17 protein-coding genes are annotated in these 18445 nt (G+C 58.6%); 9 read left to right on the forward strand and 8 right to left on the reverse strand.

The features are described 5' to 3' along the window. Positions 1–10: 10 nt before the first annotated feature. Together rsxA and metG are read right to left on the reverse strand one after the other, a co-directional pair. Positions 11–592 (reverse strand): electron transport complex subunit RsxA, encoded by a 582-nt coding sequence (rsxA, locus tag CLR77_RS08985; protein WP_097460283.1) that lies wholly within the window; start codon positions 590–592, stop codon positions 11–13. Between the two features lie 32 nt (positions 593–624). Then, positions 625–2670, reverse strand: coding sequence for a methionine--tRNA ligase (gene metG, locus CLR77_RS08990; RefSeq protein ID WP_097460284.1), 2046 nt, complete (start codon positions 2668–2670; stop codon positions 625–627). Positions 2671–2887: 217 nt separating this feature from the next. On the opposite strand from metG, the gene apbC reads away from it, so the two are divergent. The 4 genes from apbC to CLR77_RS09010 all read left to right on the forward strand — a co-directional run bounded on the left by apbC (position 2888) and on the right by CLR77_RS09010 (position 6599). Continuing rightward, positions 2888–3985: an iron-sulfur cluster carrier protein ApbC gene (gene apbC / locus CLR77_RS08995; protein WP_097460285.1), complete on the forward strand. Its 1098-nt coding sequence runs from the start codon at positions 2888–2890 to the stop codon at positions 3983–3985. A gap of 149 nt (positions 3986–4134) precedes the next feature. Continuing rightward, a complete protein-coding gene (gene dcd / locus CLR77_RS09000) occupies positions 4135–4701 on the forward strand; it encodes a dCTP deaminase (protein ID WP_097460286.1) in 567 nt (188 codons plus the stop codon). A gap of 15 nt (positions 4702–4716) precedes the next feature. Then, positions 4717–5337, forward strand: a complete 621-nt coding sequence (locus CLR77_RS09005; protein ID WP_097460287.1) for a YjaG family protein — start codon at positions 4717–4719, stop codon at positions 5335–5337. Beyond that, on the forward strand, positions 5334–6599 hold the full coding sequence (locus CLR77_RS09010) for a valine--pyruvate transaminase (protein WP_097460288.1): 1266 nt from the start codon (positions 5334–5336) through the stop codon (positions 6597–6599). The genes CLR77_RS09005 and CLR77_RS09010 overlap by 4 nt, the downstream gene beginning before the upstream one ends. Positions 6600–6611: 12 nt before the next feature. Here the strand turns inward: CLR77_RS09010 and CLR77_RS09015 are convergent, their stop codons facing one another. From CLR77_RS09015 to purM, 3 genes are all read right to left on the reverse strand, one after another. Beyond that, the gene (locus tag CLR77_RS09015) at positions 6612–7436 is read right to left on the reverse strand and encodes a DUF3108 domain-containing protein (protein ID WP_158227150.1); all 825 of its coding nucleotides are present in this window, start codon (positions 7434–7436) and stop codon (positions 6612–6614) included. Between the two features lie 147 nt (positions 7437–7583). After that, complete coding sequence (gene purN, locus CLR77_RS09020; RefSeq protein ID WP_097460290.1) at positions 7584–8255, reverse strand: phosphoribosylglycinamide formyltransferase; 672 nt, start codon at positions 8253–8255, stop codon at positions 7584–7586. After that, the gene (purM, locus tag CLR77_RS09025) at positions 8252–9307 is read right to left on the reverse strand and encodes a phosphoribosylformylglycinamidine cyclo-ligase (RefSeq protein ID WP_097460291.1); all 1056 of its coding nucleotides are present in this window, start codon (positions 9305–9307) and stop codon (positions 8252–8254) included. The genes purN and purM overlap by 4 nt, the downstream gene beginning before the upstream one ends. Positions 9308–9467: 160 nt before the next feature. Between purM and CLR77_RS09030 the strand changes: the two genes are divergently transcribed. The 5 genes from CLR77_RS09030 to CLR77_RS09050 all read left to right on the forward strand — a co-directional run bounded on the left by CLR77_RS09030 (position 9468) and on the right by CLR77_RS09050 (position 13649). Then, positions 9468–10970: a DUF2066 domain-containing protein gene (locus CLR77_RS09030; protein WP_158227151.1), complete on the forward strand. Its 1503-nt coding sequence runs from the start codon at positions 9468–9470 to the stop codon at positions 10968–10970. A 96-nt stretch (positions 10971–11066) separates the two neighbouring features. Then, positions 11067–11618 (forward strand): CDP-alcohol phosphatidyltransferase family protein, encoded by a 552-nt coding sequence (locus CLR77_RS09035; RefSeq protein ID WP_097460293.1) that lies wholly within the window; start codon positions 11067–11069, stop codon positions 11616–11618. A gap of 49 nt (positions 11619–11667) precedes the next feature. After that, on the forward strand, positions 11668–12372 hold the full coding sequence (gene hda / locus CLR77_RS09040; RefSeq protein WP_097460294.1) for a DnaA regulatory inactivator Hda: 705 nt from the start codon (positions 11668–11670) through the stop codon (positions 12370–12372). Positions 12373–12507: 135 nt separating this feature from the next. Next, positions 12508–13302, forward strand: a complete 795-nt coding sequence (locus CLR77_RS09045; RefSeq protein ID WP_097460295.1) for a ParA family protein — start codon at positions 12508–12510, stop codon at positions 13300–13302. Between the two features lie 2 nt (positions 13303–13304). After that, on the forward strand, positions 13305–13649 hold the full coding sequence (locus CLR77_RS09050; protein WP_227519860.1) for a YqcC family protein: 345 nt from the start codon (positions 13305–13307) through the stop codon (positions 13647–13649). A 38-nt stretch (positions 13650–13687) separates the two neighbouring features. Here CLR77_RS09050 and thpR read toward each other — a convergent pair whose 3' ends face one another. The 3 genes from thpR to nadC form a co-directional block, all read right to left on the reverse strand. Continuing rightward, positions 13688–14260 (reverse strand): RNA 2',3'-cyclic phosphodiesterase, encoded by a 573-nt coding sequence (gene thpR, locus CLR77_RS09055; RefSeq protein WP_097460296.1) that lies wholly within the window; start codon positions 14258–14260, stop codon positions 13688–13690. Between the two features lie 9 nt (positions 14261–14269). Then, on the reverse strand, positions 14270–17008 hold the full coding sequence (locus tag CLR77_RS09060; protein ID WP_158227152.1) for a bifunctional diguanylate cyclase/phosphodiesterase: 2739 nt from the start codon (positions 17006–17008) through the stop codon (positions 14270–14272). Between the two features lie 306 nt (positions 17009–17314). Then, positions 17315–18160, reverse strand: coding sequence for a carboxylating nicotinate-nucleotide diphosphorylase (nadC, locus tag CLR77_RS09065; protein WP_097460298.1), 846 nt, complete (start codon positions 18158–18160; stop codon positions 17315–17317). Between the last annotated feature and the right edge of the window lie 285 nt (positions 18161–18445).

Here is an 18445-nt window from a genome sequence, read left to right on the forward strand (position 1 = left end):
GATGCCCAGGTCAAAGACTGACCAAGCCGGTAAAGCCAAGGAAAGCCAGCGACATCAGGCCGGCTGTAATCATGCCGATGGCGGAGCCTTTGAAGGGTAAGGGCACGTCAGCGACCTGGATACGCTCACGCATGGCGGCAAACAGCACCAATACCAGAGAGAAACCCATCGCGGCACCGAAACCGTACAACGCCGAATCGAGAAAGTCGTTGCCTTTGTTGAGGTTGAGCAGCGCCACGCCCAGAACGGCACAGTTGGTGGTGATCAACGGCAGGAAAATGCCCAGTACCCGGTAAAGTACCGGGCTGGTCTTATGCACCACCATCTCGGTGAATTGCACCACGACGGCGATGACCAGGATAAAGGTCAGCGTCTTCAGGTAGCCGAGGCCCAGGGGCGCCAGCAGGTCGTGGTAGACCAGATAGCTGCAGACCGACGACAGCGTCAGCACGAAGGTGGTGGCCAGGGACATGCCGATGGCGGTCTCCAGCTTGCCGGAGACCCCCATGAAGGGACAGAGCCCGAGAAACTGCACCAGCACGAAGTTGTTGACCAGTATCGCGCTGACCAGAATCAGCAGATAGTGGCTCATAGGCTCACCTGACCTTCGTTCACAGGTTCTGTCTAGCGGATGCGCATGCCTGGCTGGGCGCCGTCATGCGGCTCCAGCAGCCAGATATCCTTGCCGCCGGGACCGGCTGCCAGCACCATGCCTTCCGACAGTCCAAACTTCATCTTACGGGGCTTCAGGTTGGCGATCATTACCGTCAGTTTGCCCTCGAGGGCCTCCGGCTGATAAGCCGATTTGATGCCGGCAAAGACGTTGCGGGTACCGCTGCCGATATCCAGCGTCAGGCGCAACAGCTTGTCCGCGCCTTCTACATGCTCGGCCTTGAGGATGCGGGCCACCCGCAGGTCGAGACGGGCAAAATCGTCGTACTCGATCTCGTCGGCAACCGGCTCGATATCTGCGGCTGGCTTGGCCGCAGGTTCGCCCATGGCGGCGGACATTTCTTCCCGGGAGGCTTCCGTCATCGCCTCGATCTGTTTCATGTCCACCCGGGCCATCATCGGCTCGAAGCGATTGATGCTGTGGTCGACCAGCATGGTGGCGCGCCCGTTCCAGTCCAGCGGTTGTGCCAGGAACGCTTCGGTTTTCTCGGCCGTTGTCGGCAGGACCGGTGCCAGATAGGTCATCAGCAGTCGGAACATGTTGAGCGCATTGGTGCAGACCAGCTGCACGTTCTCTGACTGCTCCGGCTGTTTAGCCAGGACCCAGGGTTGCTGATCGTTGACATATTGATTGGCCGCATCCGCCAGTTCCATGATCAGGCGCATCGCGCGACCGAACTCACGCTTTTCGTAGCAGTCTGCGATTTCGTCGCCTTGATCGACGAAGCGTTGCAGCAGCGCCTCCTCGGTGCAGCGATTCGCCAGGCGGCCATCGAATTTCTTGCTAATGAAGCCGGCGGTACGGCTGGCGATATTGACCACTTTGCCGACCAGGTCAGAATTCACCCGCAGGGCAAAGTCTTCCAGGTTCAGGTCGAGATCGTCGACGTGGGAAGTCAGCTTGGCTGCAAAGTAGTAACGCAGGTATTCCGGATCCAGGTGATCCAGGTAAGTGCGGGCCATGATGAAGGTGCCCCGCGACTTGGACATTTTCTTGCCGTTGACCGTGACGAAACCATGGGCATAGACGGCGGTCGGCGTGCGGAATCCAGCACTGTGCAGCATGGCCGGCCAGAACAGGGCGTGGAAGTTGATGATGTCCTTACCGATGAAGTGGTAGACCTCGGCCTTGGAATCCGGCTTCCAGAACTGGTCGAAATCCAGGTCTTCGCGCCGTTCGCACAGGTTGCGGAAGCTGGCGAGGTAGCCGATTGGGGCATCCAGCCAGACATAGAAGTATTTGCCCGGAGCATCCGGGATCTCAAAGCCAAAGTAGGGCGCGTCGCGGGAGATATCCCACTCCTGCAGCCCGGCATCCAGCCACTCGGCCAGTTTGTTGGCGACCTGAGGTTGCAGGGTACCGCTGCGCGTCCATTCGCGGAGAAATTCGTCGAACTCGGGCAGCTTGAAGAAATAGTGCTCGGAATCCTTCTCGACCGGTGTCGCGCCGGAGATGGCCGAACGGGGATTGATCAGCTCCATCGGCGTATAGGTGGCGCCGCAGACTTCACAGTTGTCGCCGTACTGATCTTCCGACTTGCACTTCGGGCAGGTGCCTTTGATGAAGCGATCGGCCAGGAACAGGTTCTTTTCCGGATCGTAGGCCTGGGTGATCATCCTTGTCGCAATATGACCGTTCTTCCGCAACTGGCGATAGATGTACTCCGAGTACTTGCGGTTCTCTTCCGAGTGGGTGGAGTAGTAGTTGTCGAAGTTGACCAGGAAGCCGGCGAAGTCCTGGCGATGTTCGGCATTGACGCGGTCGATCAGTTGCTCGGACGTGATGCCTTCGCGTTGGGCGCGCAGCATGATGGCGGTGCCGTGGGCATCGTCGGCGCAGACGTAGACACAGTGCTCGCCGCGCATCTTCTGGTAGCGCACCCAAATGTCCGTCTGGATGTATTCCAGCAAATGGCCCAGGTGAATGGGGCCGTTGGCGTAGGGAAGTGCGCTGGTGACCAGAATGTCGCGGGGTGACTGAAGGGCGTGCTGCGTCATGTTGGGATTCGCTTTATCCTGTCGGGTATCATAGCTGGCCCGTCCACACGGGATCCGCGTCTGCGGTACGTGCGAACGGAGGAGAGTGGCGCAAATGATACCGTCAGGGCCATGATTTTTCATCTTTTCGGCCTGCAAAAGACGTTGACCGGCCACTCGCGTGCCAGCACTATAGTAGACTAAATTACTCAAGTATTCAGTTTGGGAGCCTGCCTCAATGAGCACCGTTGATCGTGCCGCCGTCGAAAATGCCATACGGGAGTATCGTGATCCCTATCTTGAACAGGATCTGTTGAGCCTGGACGCGATCCGGCAGTTGGATATCGAGGGAGGCGTGGTTTCGGTTAAGGTCGAACTGCCCTATGCCGCCAAGGGGATTGCCGGTGCCTTGCGTCAACTGGTGGCTCACGCTATCGAACAGGTCACCGGCGTGGAGCGGGCTGACATCGACGTGCAACAGCGCATCCGGGCACATCAGGCGCAGCGTGGCATGCAGTCAATGGCAAACGTGAAGAACATTATTGCCGTGGCCTCCGGCAAGGGTGGGGTCGGCAAGTCCACCACGGCGGTCAATCTGGCCCTGGCGCTGTCCCAGGAGGGCGCCCGCGTCGGTATTCTCGACGCCGATATATATGGACCCAGTGTCGGCATGATGCTGGGGTTGCCGGAAGGCACCCGGCCGGGCAACAAGGACAACAAGTTTTTCATTCCCGTGGAAGCCCATGGTATCCAGGCCATGTCCATGGCGTTTCTGGTCACCGACAGTACGCCGATGGTCTGGCGTGGGCCCATGGTCAGCGGTGCGCTTCAACAGTTGCTGACGCAGAGCCTGTGGGATGACCTGGACTATCTGGTGATCGACATGCCGCCGGGTACCGGCGATATCCAGTTGACCCTGGCCCAGAAGGTGCCGGTGACCGGGGCGGTGATTGTGACGACGCCCCAGGATATTGCCTTACTGGACTGCAAAAAAGGGATAGAGATGTTCCGTAAGGTGGAGATCCCGGTGCTGGGGGTGGTCGAGAATATGAGCATCCATATCTGCAGCAACTGTGGTCACCAGGAGCCCTTATTCGGCAGTGGCGGTGGCGCCAAGGTGGCGGACCAGTATGAGACGGAATTGCTCGGCCAGTTGCCGTTGCACCTGACCATTCGGGAGCAGACCGACTCGGGTAATCCTAGCGTCATGGCGGAGCCGGACTCCGAGGTCGCCATGATTTATCGCGACATTGCCCGTAAGGTCGGGGCCAAGCTTTCTCAGCGTGCGCGTAACCTGAGCTCGCCGATCCCGAGCTTCTCCGTCAGCGAAGATTGATCCTGCCTCGGGATTGGAGTGCAACGGCCGCCTATTGCTCGCAAGTTGGCTTTGTTTTGAGCGCCTCAACAGGTAAGATTGCGGGTTTCATCGGCGGGCGGCCTGGTGTCGTTCCCGTTTAACCCGTAGCCAGCATGAGTACCCGTTCCATGAGTATCAAATCCGATAAGTGGATCCGCCGGATGGCCGAACAGCACGGTATGATCGAGCCGTTCGAGGCCGGGCAGGTGCGTCAGGGAGAACAGGGGCGCATTATTTCCTACGGCACTTCCAGCTACGGCTATGACGTCCGTTGCAGCAACGAATTCAAGATTTTCACCAACGTCCATTCCGCGACGGTCGATCCGAAGAATTTCGACAACAGCAGCCTCGTGGACTTTACCGGTGAGGTTTGCATTATTCCGCCGAATTCCTTTGCCCTGGCGCGAACGGTGGAATATTTCCGTATCCCGCGCAATGTGCTGACGATCTGCCTGGGCAAGTCGACCTACGCCCGTTGCGGTATCATCGTGAACGTGACGCCGCTGGAGCCGGAATGGGAAGGTCAGGTGACGCTGGAGTTTTCCAACACCACCAATCTGCCGGCAAAGATCTACGCCAATGAAGGTGTGGCCCAGATGCTGTTCTTCGAATCCGATGAGGAATGCGAGACCAGCTATGCGGACCGCGGTGGCAAATATATGGGGCAAACCGGAGTCACCTTGCCCCGTACCTGAGGAACAGGAGTCGTTATGAACTCGGCCCAGTTCCAGAAAGCGCTCGAGCAATTGCGTGGATGGCGTCAATACGCCTTCCTGTTGGCGCTTGCCGAGCGCGCCTTTCCCAACTTTGTCCTCTTCGCCGAATCGCAGGGCCTGAAATCGCCGGCGGTAATGCGGGTCTTGCTCGATCAGGCCTGGCAGATGCTGGTGGAGCGGGACCACGACATCGATCCCTATCGTCTGCTGACTCGCCTGGAAAGCCTGGTACCCAATCCCGAAAAGCATGAAAGCTATGGAGCTTTCCCGGCGGCGGATATGGGCTTCCTTCTTGAAAGCGCCCTGTTGTGCCGGGTCAATACCGACAAGCCGCGAGGTGCGGAAGGTTCGGCGCGGGCTTTGGGCACCGTTATGAGTTTTCTGGAGGTCAGCGAAGGCGAAGGCATGGATGACGATGACCTGGTTCGCCTGTTCGATCGTCATGAATTGATGCGGGTCGAGCGCAGCTTCCAGCGTGAAGTGGTGGTGATGCTGCGCCGCCAGCGGGCGCCGACGGAAGATTTTATACAGGAATTGCGTGAGATGGCGGCGAACGGCGGCGTGAGCAATCTGGGTATTGCCTTGGACGATGATGATCAGGAGGCGGCGCCATGAAGTTGTCGGCGTTCGGTCGCAAGTTCACTCAGGGGGCGGGTATTGCCTCCTTGATGGATGACTTGGGCAAGGCCCTGGCGTCCGACCAGGACTACATCATGATGGGTGGGGGCAACCCAGGCCATGTTCCGGAAATTCAGGCCCTGCTACGTCAGCGACTGCATGACCTGGCGGAGGATGAGGATGCGTTCCGCCATCTCGTCGGTGTGTACGATTCCCCGCAGGGGGAGAAGCAGTTCATTGCCAGCCTGGCAGACCTGTTTAATCGGGAGTATGGCTGGGGGCTGACGCCGGACCATATTGCCCTGACCAATGGCAGTCAGTCGGCATTCTTCATGTTGTTCAACATGTTTGCCGGCGACTACGGCGATGGCTCGCGCAAACAGATCCTGTTTCCGCTGGCGCCGGAATATATCGGATACGCGGATGCCGGGCTGTCGCCGGAACTGTTCCGCGCGGTGCGTCCGTCGATCAGTTACACGGGCGACCACGAATTCAAATATCATATTGATTTCGATGCCTTACAGGTCACGCCGGATACTGGCGCCATCTGTGTGTCACGTCCCACCAATCCGACAGGGAATGTGTTGACCGATGAGGAAATGCAGCGGCTGGAGGCGTTGGCGCGGGAGCACGATGTACCGCTGATCGTCGACGGCGCCTACGGTATGCCTTTCCCGCATCTCCTGTTTACCGAGGCCACTCCCCATTGGAATGAGCACCTTATTCTTTGTCTGAGCTTGTCGAAGTTCGGTTTACCGGCAGCTCGTACCGGCATCGTCATTGCGGAACCGGAAGTGATCAAGGCGCTTGCGGGAATCAATGCCATCATGAATCTGGCGACAGGGAGTTTCGGCGCTATGCTGGTGGAGCCGCTCGTGCGCAGCGGCGACATTATCCGGCTCAGTCGCGATGTGGTGATGCCTTTCTATCGTGATCGTATGAGACGCGCCGTGAATACCTTGCACGAAGCGCTGGGCGATCGCTGCGAATGGTTTATTCACCGCCCCGAGGGCGCTATGTTCCTGTGGGTCTGGTTTCCGGGGCTGCCAATCGACAGTCTCGAGCTGTATAACAGGCTTAAGGCGAGAGGCGTCCTGGTGGTCTCCGGGCATTATTTCTTTCCTGGCCTGCCTGAAGACGATTGGCGGCATCGGCACGAATGCCTGCGGGTCACCTATTCGCAAGACCCTGAGCAGGTGGAAAAGGGCCTGCGAATCATCGCCGAAGAGGTCCTTGCCGCACACCAGGCTGGCGGCTGAGGGTTGCGTCGCTCAAGGACCCTGTAGCCGTCGCTCGTTGGTCGTCTTCGGCGCTGTGTCGATAGGGTTGATCGTCTTATTGGGAAGCTGGGCGCTATCGAGATAGATCTCGTATTTGGTGCCATTCTCGATCTGAATCATGCGGACCAGCAGGTAATCCCATTTCGGTGCGAACCAGAGATGGGTCTCACGCTTGTGATTATGCGGGTCGCGGATCTGGTCGACCTGAATCGTCTCGATGGTGCCATGTTTGGTCTTGAGTGGCCCTTTCTTGACGACCGCAAACTCGAAGTCCTTCAACTTGCCACCATCGGCAATATCGTAGGTCATGTGATCCTTGCCGGCCTTGAGGTCCTGCCTCAGCTGCAGTTGAAAGCCGAGACGGTCAAGTACGCCGGCATGGATCGGCATGTTCCAGGGTTTATTGCGGACGTCGTTGCGGACACGCTGTTTGTCCCAGTCAAAATCCAGCTTGGCGTCACGGTCGGGAACTGCCCAGCCACTCAGGGAGTAACGATAGTGAAGCGGTACGACCTGTCGGCCGTTCCAACGGAAAATCACCGATTCGTGGATGTCCGCGATAAAGGACGTGACATCAAAATGAAACTCCCAGAGTCCATCCTTGCGCTGAGTGATGCGGCGGGTGGCTTGTCCGTTAAACGAAATGCCGTGATCGAGGGTGGCCTTGTAAACCGACGATTGGGGATTCAGCGGAATCGGCGTCTTGTCAGAAGAAGCGGCGCTCTTACCTTGAGCGAGCACTGGCAGCGCCACGGCGGCAAGTACTGCGCAGGTCCAGCATCGAAGGTTTCGGATTCTGTCGTTTCGTTTCTGCATGGCCGGTATCTGTGCGTGGCAGTCCGCGCTGGCGTCTCCCACGCACGTTGCTGTCTCTCCAGGAAAAATAACGGTTCTCATACCTGACAGCATAACATTGCTGTCAGGACCGGGCATGCGCGATTCCCGAAGTGAGCGACGCGGGTACTAATGCTCGCCGACGGCTCGTTGTAACGGTTGAGCGAGTGGTTGCCCATCGAAAACGACGGCGTTTTCGCCGAGCACCAGGCGCCCTTCGCAGAACCAGCGAACTACGTCCGGGTATATGCGGTGTTCCTCTGCCAGGACTCGGGCGGCAAGGCTGGTTTCGGTGTCGTTCGGCAGGATAGGCACGCGTGTCTGGAGAATGCCGGGGCCTCCATCCAGCTCCTCGGTGACAAAATGCACTGTCGCGCCATGTTCGGCGTCACCGGCGGCGAGGGCCTGGCGGTGGGTGTGTAAGCCCGGATAGTGGGGCAGCAGCGAGGGGTGAATGTTCACCAGTCGCCCATGATAATGGCGGACAAAGTCGCTGGTAAGAATACGCATAAAACCGGCGAGCACTACCAGGTCGGGCTGATGAGCGTCGATTCGGGCCTTTAGGGCTTGATCGAAGCTGGTGCGATCCGGGTATTGCCGGTGGTCGAGGGTTTCTGTCGGAATGCCGGCGTGCCGGGCCCGGGCCAAACCTCCGGCCTCGGGCTTGTTGCTGATGACGGCGACGATACTGCCCGGGAATTCGTCATCCCGGGTAGCATCGATAAGCGCCTGGAGATTGGTGCCGCCGCCGGAAATCAGGACCAGTATCCGACGTTTTTCCGAGTGACCGCCCGGCCTCATGCGACCTCGCCGGTTTGGGTGTATCGGACTTGCGGTTCACCTTCTGCTGCTTCCATATGGCCGATGACCCAGGCGTTCAGGCCCAGATCCGCCAATAACTCGACTGCACGCTCGGCGTCTGGACCGGGCACGCAGCAGATCATGCCCACGCCGCAGTTGAAGGTACGGTACATCTCGGGTTCGGCGACGCCGCCATTTTCCTGGAGCCAGCGGAACACGGCCGGCCATTCCCAGGAACTCTTGTCAATAACGGCCGAGGTGCCGTTGGGCAGGACGCGCGGGAGGTTCTCGGTGATACCGCCGCCGGTGATGTGGGCCATGGCCCGGACATCGAGCAGACGGATCAGTTCCAGCAGGGGTTTCACGTAGATCTGTGTCGGGGCCAGCAGGGCGTCGCGCAGCGGGCGGCCGTCCAGGTCGGCATCCAGGTCTGCGTTGCTGACTTCGACGATTTTGCGGATCAGCGAGTAGCCGTTGGAATGTGGGCCTGAAGACGCCAGGCCGATCAGGGCGTCGCCTGGCCGCACGCGACTACCGTCGATGATGCTTTCCCGTTCGACCACGCCGACACAGAAGCCCGCAAGGTCATAGTCATCGCCTTCGTACATGCCAGGCATTTCGGCCGTTTCACCACCGACCAGGGCGCAGCCGGCCTGTTCGCAACCGTCGCCGATACCCGCGATAACGTCGGCGGCGATATCGACATTCAGTTTGCCGGTGGCGTAATAATCCAGAAAGAAGAGCGGTTCGGCACCTGCGACCACAAGGTCATTAACGCACATGGCGACGAGGTCGATACCAATGGTATCGTGCTTTTCCAGCTGCATGGCGAGCTTCAGCTTGGTGCCGACACCGTCGGTACCAGAGATCAGCACTGGCTCACGGTAACCTTTGGGAATCGATACCAGCGCACCGAAGCCCCCCAGTCCACCCATGACTTCCGGGCGACGGGTCCGTGCCGCTGTCGTTTTGATACGTTCTACCAGTGCATTTCCGGCATCGATATCTACGCCGGCGTCACGGTAACTGAGGGAGCGGGTCTGGTCGGTCATGGCAGGGGCCTCATTCTTCGCAAGGCGGCAATTCTAGCAGGTACATGAAGGTGCACCAAGGCAAGTATTCAGCGGACACGAGGGCGGCCTCCCGAGAGGTGTACACGTGGCTGCGTCCCTGTTGTATCCTATGCGCCAATCCTTTAGGACAGGACGGATCATGACGTTGATTAGACGGGCACTGTTGCTTTTATTCTGCCTGGTGCCCACGGCAAATGTCTGGGCGGTTTCGGTAAACGGGCTTTATGACGCGACCGTGCCGGTTCCCAGTACGTCCTCCTCGGATCGTCCGGCTGCATTTTCGGCGGCATTGAGCTTGGTGATGCAGCGTGTGGCCGGCTCTGCCGATATCCTGCAGCAGCCCGGTATTGTCGCCGAGCTCAAGGATGCCGGCCAACTGGTTCAATCCTACCGCTACGAGACCGTCCCGGCACCCCAGGTGACCACCGGCGACGGCTCCACCACGGCCTCGCCGCCGGCTGCCGCTCCGTCTGCGACACCCGCAGCGGCCATGCCGGCAAACGGCACCACATCGGGGGCGCCTGCCCAGACACCCGCGCCCCAGGCTCTGCAAATGGTGGTTTCTTTCGGTCCGGTGGGCGTCAATAAGGCGCTGGCATCCGCCGGCGCGTCCGTTTGGGGGGCCAATCGACCGCAGATCGTCGTTTGGGCGGCCTTGGACAGTGATAGCGGGCGCATGCTGATTACCCCGTCGACGGCCGACTGGGCGAGCGCCTTCCAGCAAGCTGCCGATACCTGGGGATTGCCTCTGGTTCTGCCTCGCTATGACGCCCAGGATCAGCAGGCCGTCAATCTGTCGGAAGTCTGGGGGCAGTTCATGGACTCCATACAGCAGGCGTCGAAACCTTATCATGCCGATGAAGTCGTGGCGGTCCGTCTTTCCGGGTCGCCAGGAAGTTGGCAGGCCAACTGGCGTATGCAGGGAGCTGACCTGTCAAGCCAGGGGAGCGGTACCGCGGATACGCCGGCCGACCTGGTTTCCCAACTGGCGCAGGCGTGGGCTTCGCAGTTGGCGCAACGCTTCGCGGTGGCTCCGTCGGCAGTGGGGAAGGACCAGTCTGTGGAGCTCGCCATTCGTAATGTGAACGATCTGGATGGCTATGCCGCTGTACGCCGTGCGCTTCGTAATATGACACCTATCGAGTCGGTGGAGCCAGTGTCGATTACGCCGGGAGAACTGGTATTACGCGTCCAATTCCTGGGAGAATTGAACGTACTGCAGCAATATGTGGCGTTGGATCACCGGTTTAAGGCTCTCGACGATGCAACGCCGACCGGCCAGCCTGCGTTGTCGGTATCCGAGTCTCCGTCGGCGGAGGCGAACCAGATGTCGCCTCAGGGTTCGCCCCAGCCGGAGGCCGCTCAAGGTTCTGACGCCGGCGCCACCAATGCCGCTCGAACCCTGCCGGGAGCTGGCAATGGGGCCGCTCAGGCCGGTCCAGGCGATGAAGCCAGCCCGGCGACCGACTCGGCGGCCTTCTCCACGCTTTATCCGCGCCTTCATTACATTTGGCAGGGAGCGGCTCCTGCCGCATCACCTGGCAGTGCGACTCCTCCGCCGGCTGCCGGTGCGGCTCAGGCCCCTGGTGCTGTCGCGACGCCCGCTTCTGGTAACGTTGGGACCGGGAGTGGTTCACCCTGACGGTTAATCGGTGTCTGCGCCAGTGAGCTATCTTCGTTCGCTCATATCAGGTCCCTGCCTGATGATACCCCCTCTCTGGGAGTGGGAGGTGCTGGCATGAAGATAGGCTGGCACCTGATTCCCAATGTGTTGACGTTCCTGCGTATCCTGCTGATCATTCCGTTTGCCCTGGCCCTGTTGCACGGGCACGACGTGATCGCGCTGATCCTGTTCTTTATCGCGGGTCTGTCGGACGGCGTGGATGGCTTCCTGGCCCGGCGTTTCAACTGGCGTTCGCGCTTCGGTGCCATCGCCGATCCGTTGGCGGACAAGGCGCTGCTGGTCACCACTTATCTGGTGCTGACCATCATCGGACAATTCCCCTGGTGGCTCTTTGCCGTTGTTGTGGGACGAGACATTGTCATCGTCAGTGGTGCAACAGCGTACCACTTCATGTTGGGACGCTACGAAATGCAGCCGAGCCTGCTGGGGAAGCTGAATACGCTGGTGCAAATCGTCGTAGCGTTGGCCGTCGTGATTTCGTTGGCACAATGGCCGATGCCGGATGCCGTGCACAGGGTTGGAATCTGGCTGGTGGCGGCGATGGCGGTGTTCAGCGGGCTGCATTATGTCTTGTTGTGGGGACTCCGGGCTTGGCGAGCCAAGTGATGAGTCGTAAAGAGGGGTGGTACGGTTTGATGAACAGAGAAATAACAGGATGAAAGAGGCTCCTCAGCAGCAGATGACGCTGGGTGTTCATCTTCGTGACGACGCCACCTTTGCCAACTACCTCGGCGACCACAACCGCGAGATCGCCATGCGTTTGCGCCAAGCCATTGGCGCGCCCCAACTCGGACTGCTTTTTCTCTGTGGCGATGCTGGAACCGGAAAGAGTCACCTTCTTCAAGCGGCCTGTCTTGAACAGGAGCAACGCGGTGGCAGCAGCCTTTGCCTCAGCTTGGAGGAACTGGTGCTTTTGGAGCCGGAAGCCTTGCAGGGCCTGGAGGTGGACGACCTGATCTGTCTCGACGGCCTGGAACATCTGCGAGGAAAGGAGGCTTGGCAGGAGGCGTTCTTCCACCTGTTCAACCGAATTCAGGATGCTGGACGCCAGTTGTTTGTCGGTTCACGTTTTCCTCCGGGTGAGTTGGCGCTCGAGTTGGCGGATATCCAGTCCCGGTTAGCGTCGGGTCTGGTGCTGCAGCTGGCACGGCCCCGAGATGAGGATTTTCTGGAAATCCTGGGTGCTCGAGCCGCCAGACGTGGCTTGTCCATGCCGGATGAAGTGGCGCAATATATCCTGCGCCGGGCGCCACGGGACGCCGGTGCGCTGTTGGAGCTGTTGGATCGCTTGGATAGCTTGTCCCTGCAGCACCAGCGCCGACTGACGGTCCCGTTCGTGAAGCAGGCAATGAGTTGGTAAGCATTACGTTGGTAAATGGTGGAGTGCTGACGTCGGAACAAGAAAACCCCTGAACGCGCCCGGAGAATGGCGCCCAGATGTAGTCAGGGGCTCGCATGGATTGCCATATAACAGCATCAACTTAGGGGGAGAGAAATGCGCAGAGTGGTGTTCAACCAGAAAGGCGGGGTTGGCAAGTCGAGTATTGCCTGTAACCTGGCGGCGGTCAGTGCTGCTGAAGGATTGCGAACGCTGGTGGTCGATCTCGATATCCAGGGCAATTCGACGCATTACCTGCTAGGCAGGGCGGCCGACAGTCTGAAGGATACCGTGGCCGACCTCTACGAGCAGACACTGGCATTCAACATTTTTACGCGTAAGCCGGAAGATTTCGTACATGCCTCGCCGTTTGAGAACCTGTTCGTGTTGCCGTCCAGCCCCGAGCTGGAGTTCCTGGAAAGGAAGCTCGAGGCGAAACACAAGATTTATAAGTTGCGGGAAGCGTTGAAAAAGCTGGGTGAGACATTCGACGCCATCTACATCGACACGGCGCCAGCGCTGAATTTCTACACGAGATCGGCACTGATCGCGGCACAGCGCTGCCTGATCCCTTTCGATTGTGACGATTTTTCGCGGAAAGCCCTGTATAACCTGCTAGGTGAAATTCAGGAGCTGCAAAGCGACCATAACCCAGACCTGGTGGTTGAGGGTATCGTCGCCAATCAGTTTCAGCCACAGGCGTCTCTGCCACGCCAATTGCTGAAGGAACTCGGAGAGGAAGGGCTGCCGGTGTTGCCGGTCAGACTCGCCAGCTCTGTGAAGATGAAGGAGTCCCACCAGGCAGGCAAGCCTTTGATCCATTTCGCGCCCAAGCACAAGCTGACGCAGCAGTATGTCGATCTGCATCGGCTGCTGAGTGGCGAAACCGTTGAAATTGAACCGTTGGAGTAATCGTGCCGGATTTCGAGGACACATACATCCAAGTTGCCGATCTTATGCTGAGGCTTGAGGCGGAGATGCGCCGGCTGTCCCTGTGGGAAGCCGAGCGCCCGTCTCCCGAGGCGCTGGCGAGCACCGAACCCTTTTGTATCGATACGCTGACGTTTCCCCAATGGTTGCAGTTCATCTTCCTTGAGCGCCTAAAAGACATTGTCGAGGCAGGGGCGCCTTTGCCTCAGCGTTCCGAAATTCATCCCCTGGCAGTGGAATACTTCAAGCAGGAGCCTGTAAGTTCCGGCGGCATCGTCAAGCTGGTGTGGGAGTTCGATCAGTTGATCTTGGAGGGATCTTCTCGCTGAGTTGGCATCCGTCAAACCCTGGTCGACGTTACGTCGAACTACCAGCACCACTCCTTCAGCGCCTGGTAATGGGAGCCTGTGGGGGTAAGTGTACTTATCAGCAATTGCAACTGTTGAATGGGAAGCCTGCAATCGATACCGACCTCGTTGACGGGCTCGCCTCGCTCCAGTCCCTTCTGCCGAGCCAGCGACACATGAGGGCGCCAACGCCTCGTGTCCGGTTGGATGCCATGCTGAATCAATAGCTCTCCGAGTTTTTGCTGCCAACAGGAAAGGCTGTCTGGCGATTTTCCCTCTGCGACCCAAAATCGAGGATGTGCCTCGTCGGGAAATGCTCCCAGGCGAGTCAGGCTGATGGATTCGCCAGGTGGTTGGTGACGAATCAGTTCGTCGATGGGCGTATACAGACTTTCCACAAGGGCGCGCGATTGCTGGTCGAGGAAATGCACGGTCAAGTGCCAGTTTACGGTTGGGATTTGTCGATAGTGCCTGGCCAATCCTTTCCAGGATCGTCTTAGCTCAGTCTCTAATTCCTGTTGTACGGTCTGCGGCACAGGGAATGCCAGAAAACAGCGAACCGTATCTTCCGAGGCTGGGTCGCTCTTGGTCATGCCTCTCACTCAGCGATTGTCGACCAGCGGCAGGTTGAATTGATTGCCGTGCAGTAATCGTTTCCCGCCACGAATGCGATGGAAAATGTCGCCCAGTTCATTGCTGGGAATAGCTTCGCAGAAGCGGTGCCCTTGGGCCAGATGGCAACCGGCCGTTCGCAGGAAACGTTCCTGTTCCTGCGACTCAACCCCGGCAGCCGCAACCGTGAGCGACAATTGGCGCCCGAGATTGATCAATGTGTGCACAATCGCTGCGGTGTTGGCGTCCTCCGGCAAGCCCTGCAGTAGCTCGCGGTCGATCTTGACCTGATTGAACGGGAATTCCCGAAGCAGGCGTAGGGAGGAAAGCCCACTGCCGAAACGGTCCAGCACCAGTTGTATGCCAAGTTCGCGTAGCCGCAACAGAATGGCCAGTGATTCCTCGGGACGTTCTGTCAGCAGGTGTTCGTCGATTTCAATACACAGCAAGTGGGGTATGACGTTGGTTTCCTGAATGACCTTTTCCAGTACCTGTGCCAGCTGCGGATGGTTGTATTGGCGCGGTGAGATATTGATGCTGACCTGTATCGGTTGATGGCTCATGGTCTGAATGGCGCGGGCCTGCAGGCAGGCGTTGTAGCAAACCCATTCTCCCAGTTGCAGCAGTAAGCCGGTCTGTTCCGCCGTGTTGAGGAATTGCTCGGGACTGAGCAGTCCCTTTTCCGGGTGCCGCCAGCGCAGTAACGCTTCCATTGCAACGACATCGCCCGTCTGGAGGTCTACAACGGGCTGGTAGTACAGGTCGAGTTCATTGTTCTGAATGGCATGGCGCAGCTCCTGCTCGAGCGTCATCTGGCGTTGCATCTCATCGTTCATTTCGCGACTGAAGAACTGGATGTTGTTGCGGCCAGCCTTCTTGGCGCGGTACATGGCCATGTCGGCGTTCTTGAGCAACTCCTCGTATTCGGTGCCATCCTCGGGTGCCAGGGTAATACCAATGCTTGACGTGATGACCAGCTCGCCGCTGGGGATTCGAACCGGTTGAGTGATTGCGTCCAATATATTTCTGGCGGCTCTTTCGCAGCCCTCGATACCTGTCACCTTATTCAAAAGGACCGCAAATTCGTCGCCACCGAGCCGGGCAATGGTGTCTTCTCGCCGAACGCTGTCTCGCAAACGTTGTGCGATCTCCTTGAGAAGTTCGTCGCCGGCGTCGTGTCCGAGGGTATCGTTGATACGCTTGAAGTGGTCGACGTCGAGACTGATGAGCGCTGTCTGGTGCCCGTAGCGCAAGGCGCCTTCGATAGCCTGGCGACAACGGTCGTCGAAGAGACGCCGGTTCGCGGTGCCCGTTAGGGCATCGTAGTGGGCCAGGTAATGCAGCTTGTCCTGGGTCTCGCGGATTTCGGTAATATCCTGGCCAATCAGGATGATCTGAGGGGACTCGTCCTCTTCCTCGCCGTGCAACCGGTTGATGTTCCAGAGCATGATGTGGCGAGACCCATCAAACCCATAAGCCTCGGTTTCGATGCTTTCTTTAAGGACGCCGCTGGTCAGTACCTTGGTAATTTTCCAGGCCATTTCGTCCTGATGCGGCTTTGGGGTGAAGGCATCGATCAGGTTGAGGCCCCGAGCATCGTCCCTACTGTATCCGAACAGGCTTTCGGCCGCGCCGTTCCATTGGCGAATCACACATTGGTCGTCGACAACAATGATGGGGTTGCTGGCGGTTTCGACCAGGGCCCGGTAATGCCGGGATGAGCGCCGGAAAGATTTTTCGGCCTGCTGGCGGACGAAGATTTCGTCCCGCAACTCGAAGTTCATCAGTTGCAATTCCCGGGTCCGCTCCTCGACGGTGTGTTCCAGGCTGGTTGCGACCTGTCGGCGATCTTCCAAAAGCGAGCGGATATAGCAGGAGGTTCCCACCATGACCAGAACCAGGGTTTCTTCGAGCAGTATGTCGTTGACCGACAACTGGAGTTCGGCCCCATGGATCAGAATCTCCGCGATGGTGACCAGCGCCGCGAGTCCAATGGCCAGCATGCTGCCCGACAGCGAAAAGCGGGTTGCGGCCCAGGCCATCAGGGGTAGCATCAGGTAGATAGCTTCGAACTGGGAATAGCGCGCCAATGTCGCGATGAAAATCAGGCCACCCAGCCAGGCCATCCATTCGAGAGGCCGTCTCATCAGTGAGGACAGTCTGGGACGCGGCCAATGGGCAATGATGAGCGGAGCTATGAGTAGCATGCCGAGAAAACCCGAAAGCCAGAGCATCAGGATGGTCTGAATGGGTCCCAGGTTTCCCCTCAAGTGCAAATAATCAATCAGGAGTGTCAGTGGCAGGGTGCCGATAAAGCAGGATAGGGTCATGGCACCGAGAAACCACAGGAACCCGCTGTAGTCCTTAAGTGGGTGGCGGTCGTGAGCGGTGCGCCGATATATCCAGACGGCCAGAAACGGTTCTATAAGGTCGGTGAAGGAAAGGCCGAATATCAGCTTTAGCTCTCCAACGCCGGGCGGAAGCAGCTTCCAACTAAGAACGATTGCACTCACAAGGATGCCGATGATAATGCCCGGCCAGGCACGCCGACCGGCGACCATCAGGGCAGCCAGTGTCAATCCGTTGGGCAGCCAGGCCGCGGACAATAGGCCGCCCGGGAACAGCAGCCTGCGGCTCCAAAGTGAGAGAAGTAGATAGCTCACCGCTATCAGCAGGGTGGGTATTGCCCCCCTGGCGACGAGTCTGCGCTTGCCTGGCATTGCTTCCATGGTTCCTTCCGTGGCGCGAGTCATGGTGTTTCACATGCCGCGTGCAGAGCTTTCCTGCTTTGCTTCTCCTCTCCCGCCTTCATGGCCGCAAGGCAGGCAGATCATTCCTTAGATCCAGGTTACCCTGGCAGGGTACCTGAAGGAATCCGCGGTCTCTCAGACACTATTGCAGAATCTAATCGGATTCCCGTCAACAATCGGTTGCTTGATGTAACGTTATGTTACATTTTGTAAGTCGTTTCTCTTGTCGGTTGTAAGTCGTTCCCCGTGTCGGGCGAAACTATCGAGAAAGTGTCCTGAGAGCGATTAGAGCAATCGCATGGATAGATCGGTGGCCCTCACGTGTTTGGTCAGGCTCCCGATTGAGATGTAGTCGACGCCGGTTTCCGCAGCGGGTACCAGTGTCTGTTCATTGATATTGCCCGAGGCTTCCAGCGCGGCCCGGCCCCGGCAGCGCGATACGGCGTCGGCCATATCCGCCATCGAAAATTCGTCGAGCATGATAATGTCTGCACCGGCTTCCAGGGCTTGCTCAAACTCTGTCAGGTTTTCGGTCTCGACTTCGACCGGACGACCGGGAGCTATCTGGTGGGCACGTTCGACGGCTGCCGCTATAGAGCCGCAAGCCGCAATATGGTTTTCCTTGATCAGGAAGGCGTCGTAGAGACCGAGGCGGTGGTTGAAGCAGCCACCGACCGTCACTGCATATTTTTGCGCGATCCTCAGTCCCGGCACTGTTTTTCGGGTATCCAGTAATTTGACCCGGGTATGTGAGACGCGCTCGGCATAGCTCCGGCAGCATGTAGCAACGCCGGAGAGGGTCTGCAGCCAGTTGAGCGCGGACCGTTCTCCTGTCAGCAGGGCGCGGGCCGGACCCTGCAAGCGAAACAGGGGGGTGTTGGATCCTGCGTGAGCTCCCTCGGCAACCAACCAGGTGACGGAAACGCGAGAATCGATCTGGCGAAAGACTTCCTCTACCCAGGCCTGGCCGGCAAGTGTCATGGGCTCCCGGGTAATGACCTGGGCTTCGGCGCTGCGGTCTGCGGGGATTAGCTCTGCAGTGATATCTCCGCTGCCCACATCCTCACGTAGACTGTTCGCAACGCCTTCGATGATTGACTGGCGCAGAATGGAAGTAGGAATAACGTTCATCGTCCAGGTCCGGTTGTCGCCAGGGGCGGCGGTGGATTTCGCCAACTGCCGTATCGTGTCACAGGGCGGGGCGTGGAAGTTTACTGCGAATGTGGCATGCTTCCAAGTCAGTGGGAAAGCCGGGGCAGGCTGCCCGATGCCGCGGGTTGATGGTTGCTTGGTTCTCGGCTGTTCATCATCGGTGTGGGAATGTCAAAATGTGTGAGCCCGTTCTCTGAATGACAAATAGTGACAAAACCTGACACAAGATGACAGCCTTGGGGCCTATGATCTGAAATAGGCAAC

The sequence above is a fragment of the Mangrovitalea sediminis genome (genome assembly GCF_002514725.1).
GTDB classification, from domain to species: Bacteria; Pseudomonadota; Gammaproteobacteria; order Pseudomonadales; family Oleiphilaceae; genus Mangrovitalea; species Mangrovitalea sediminis.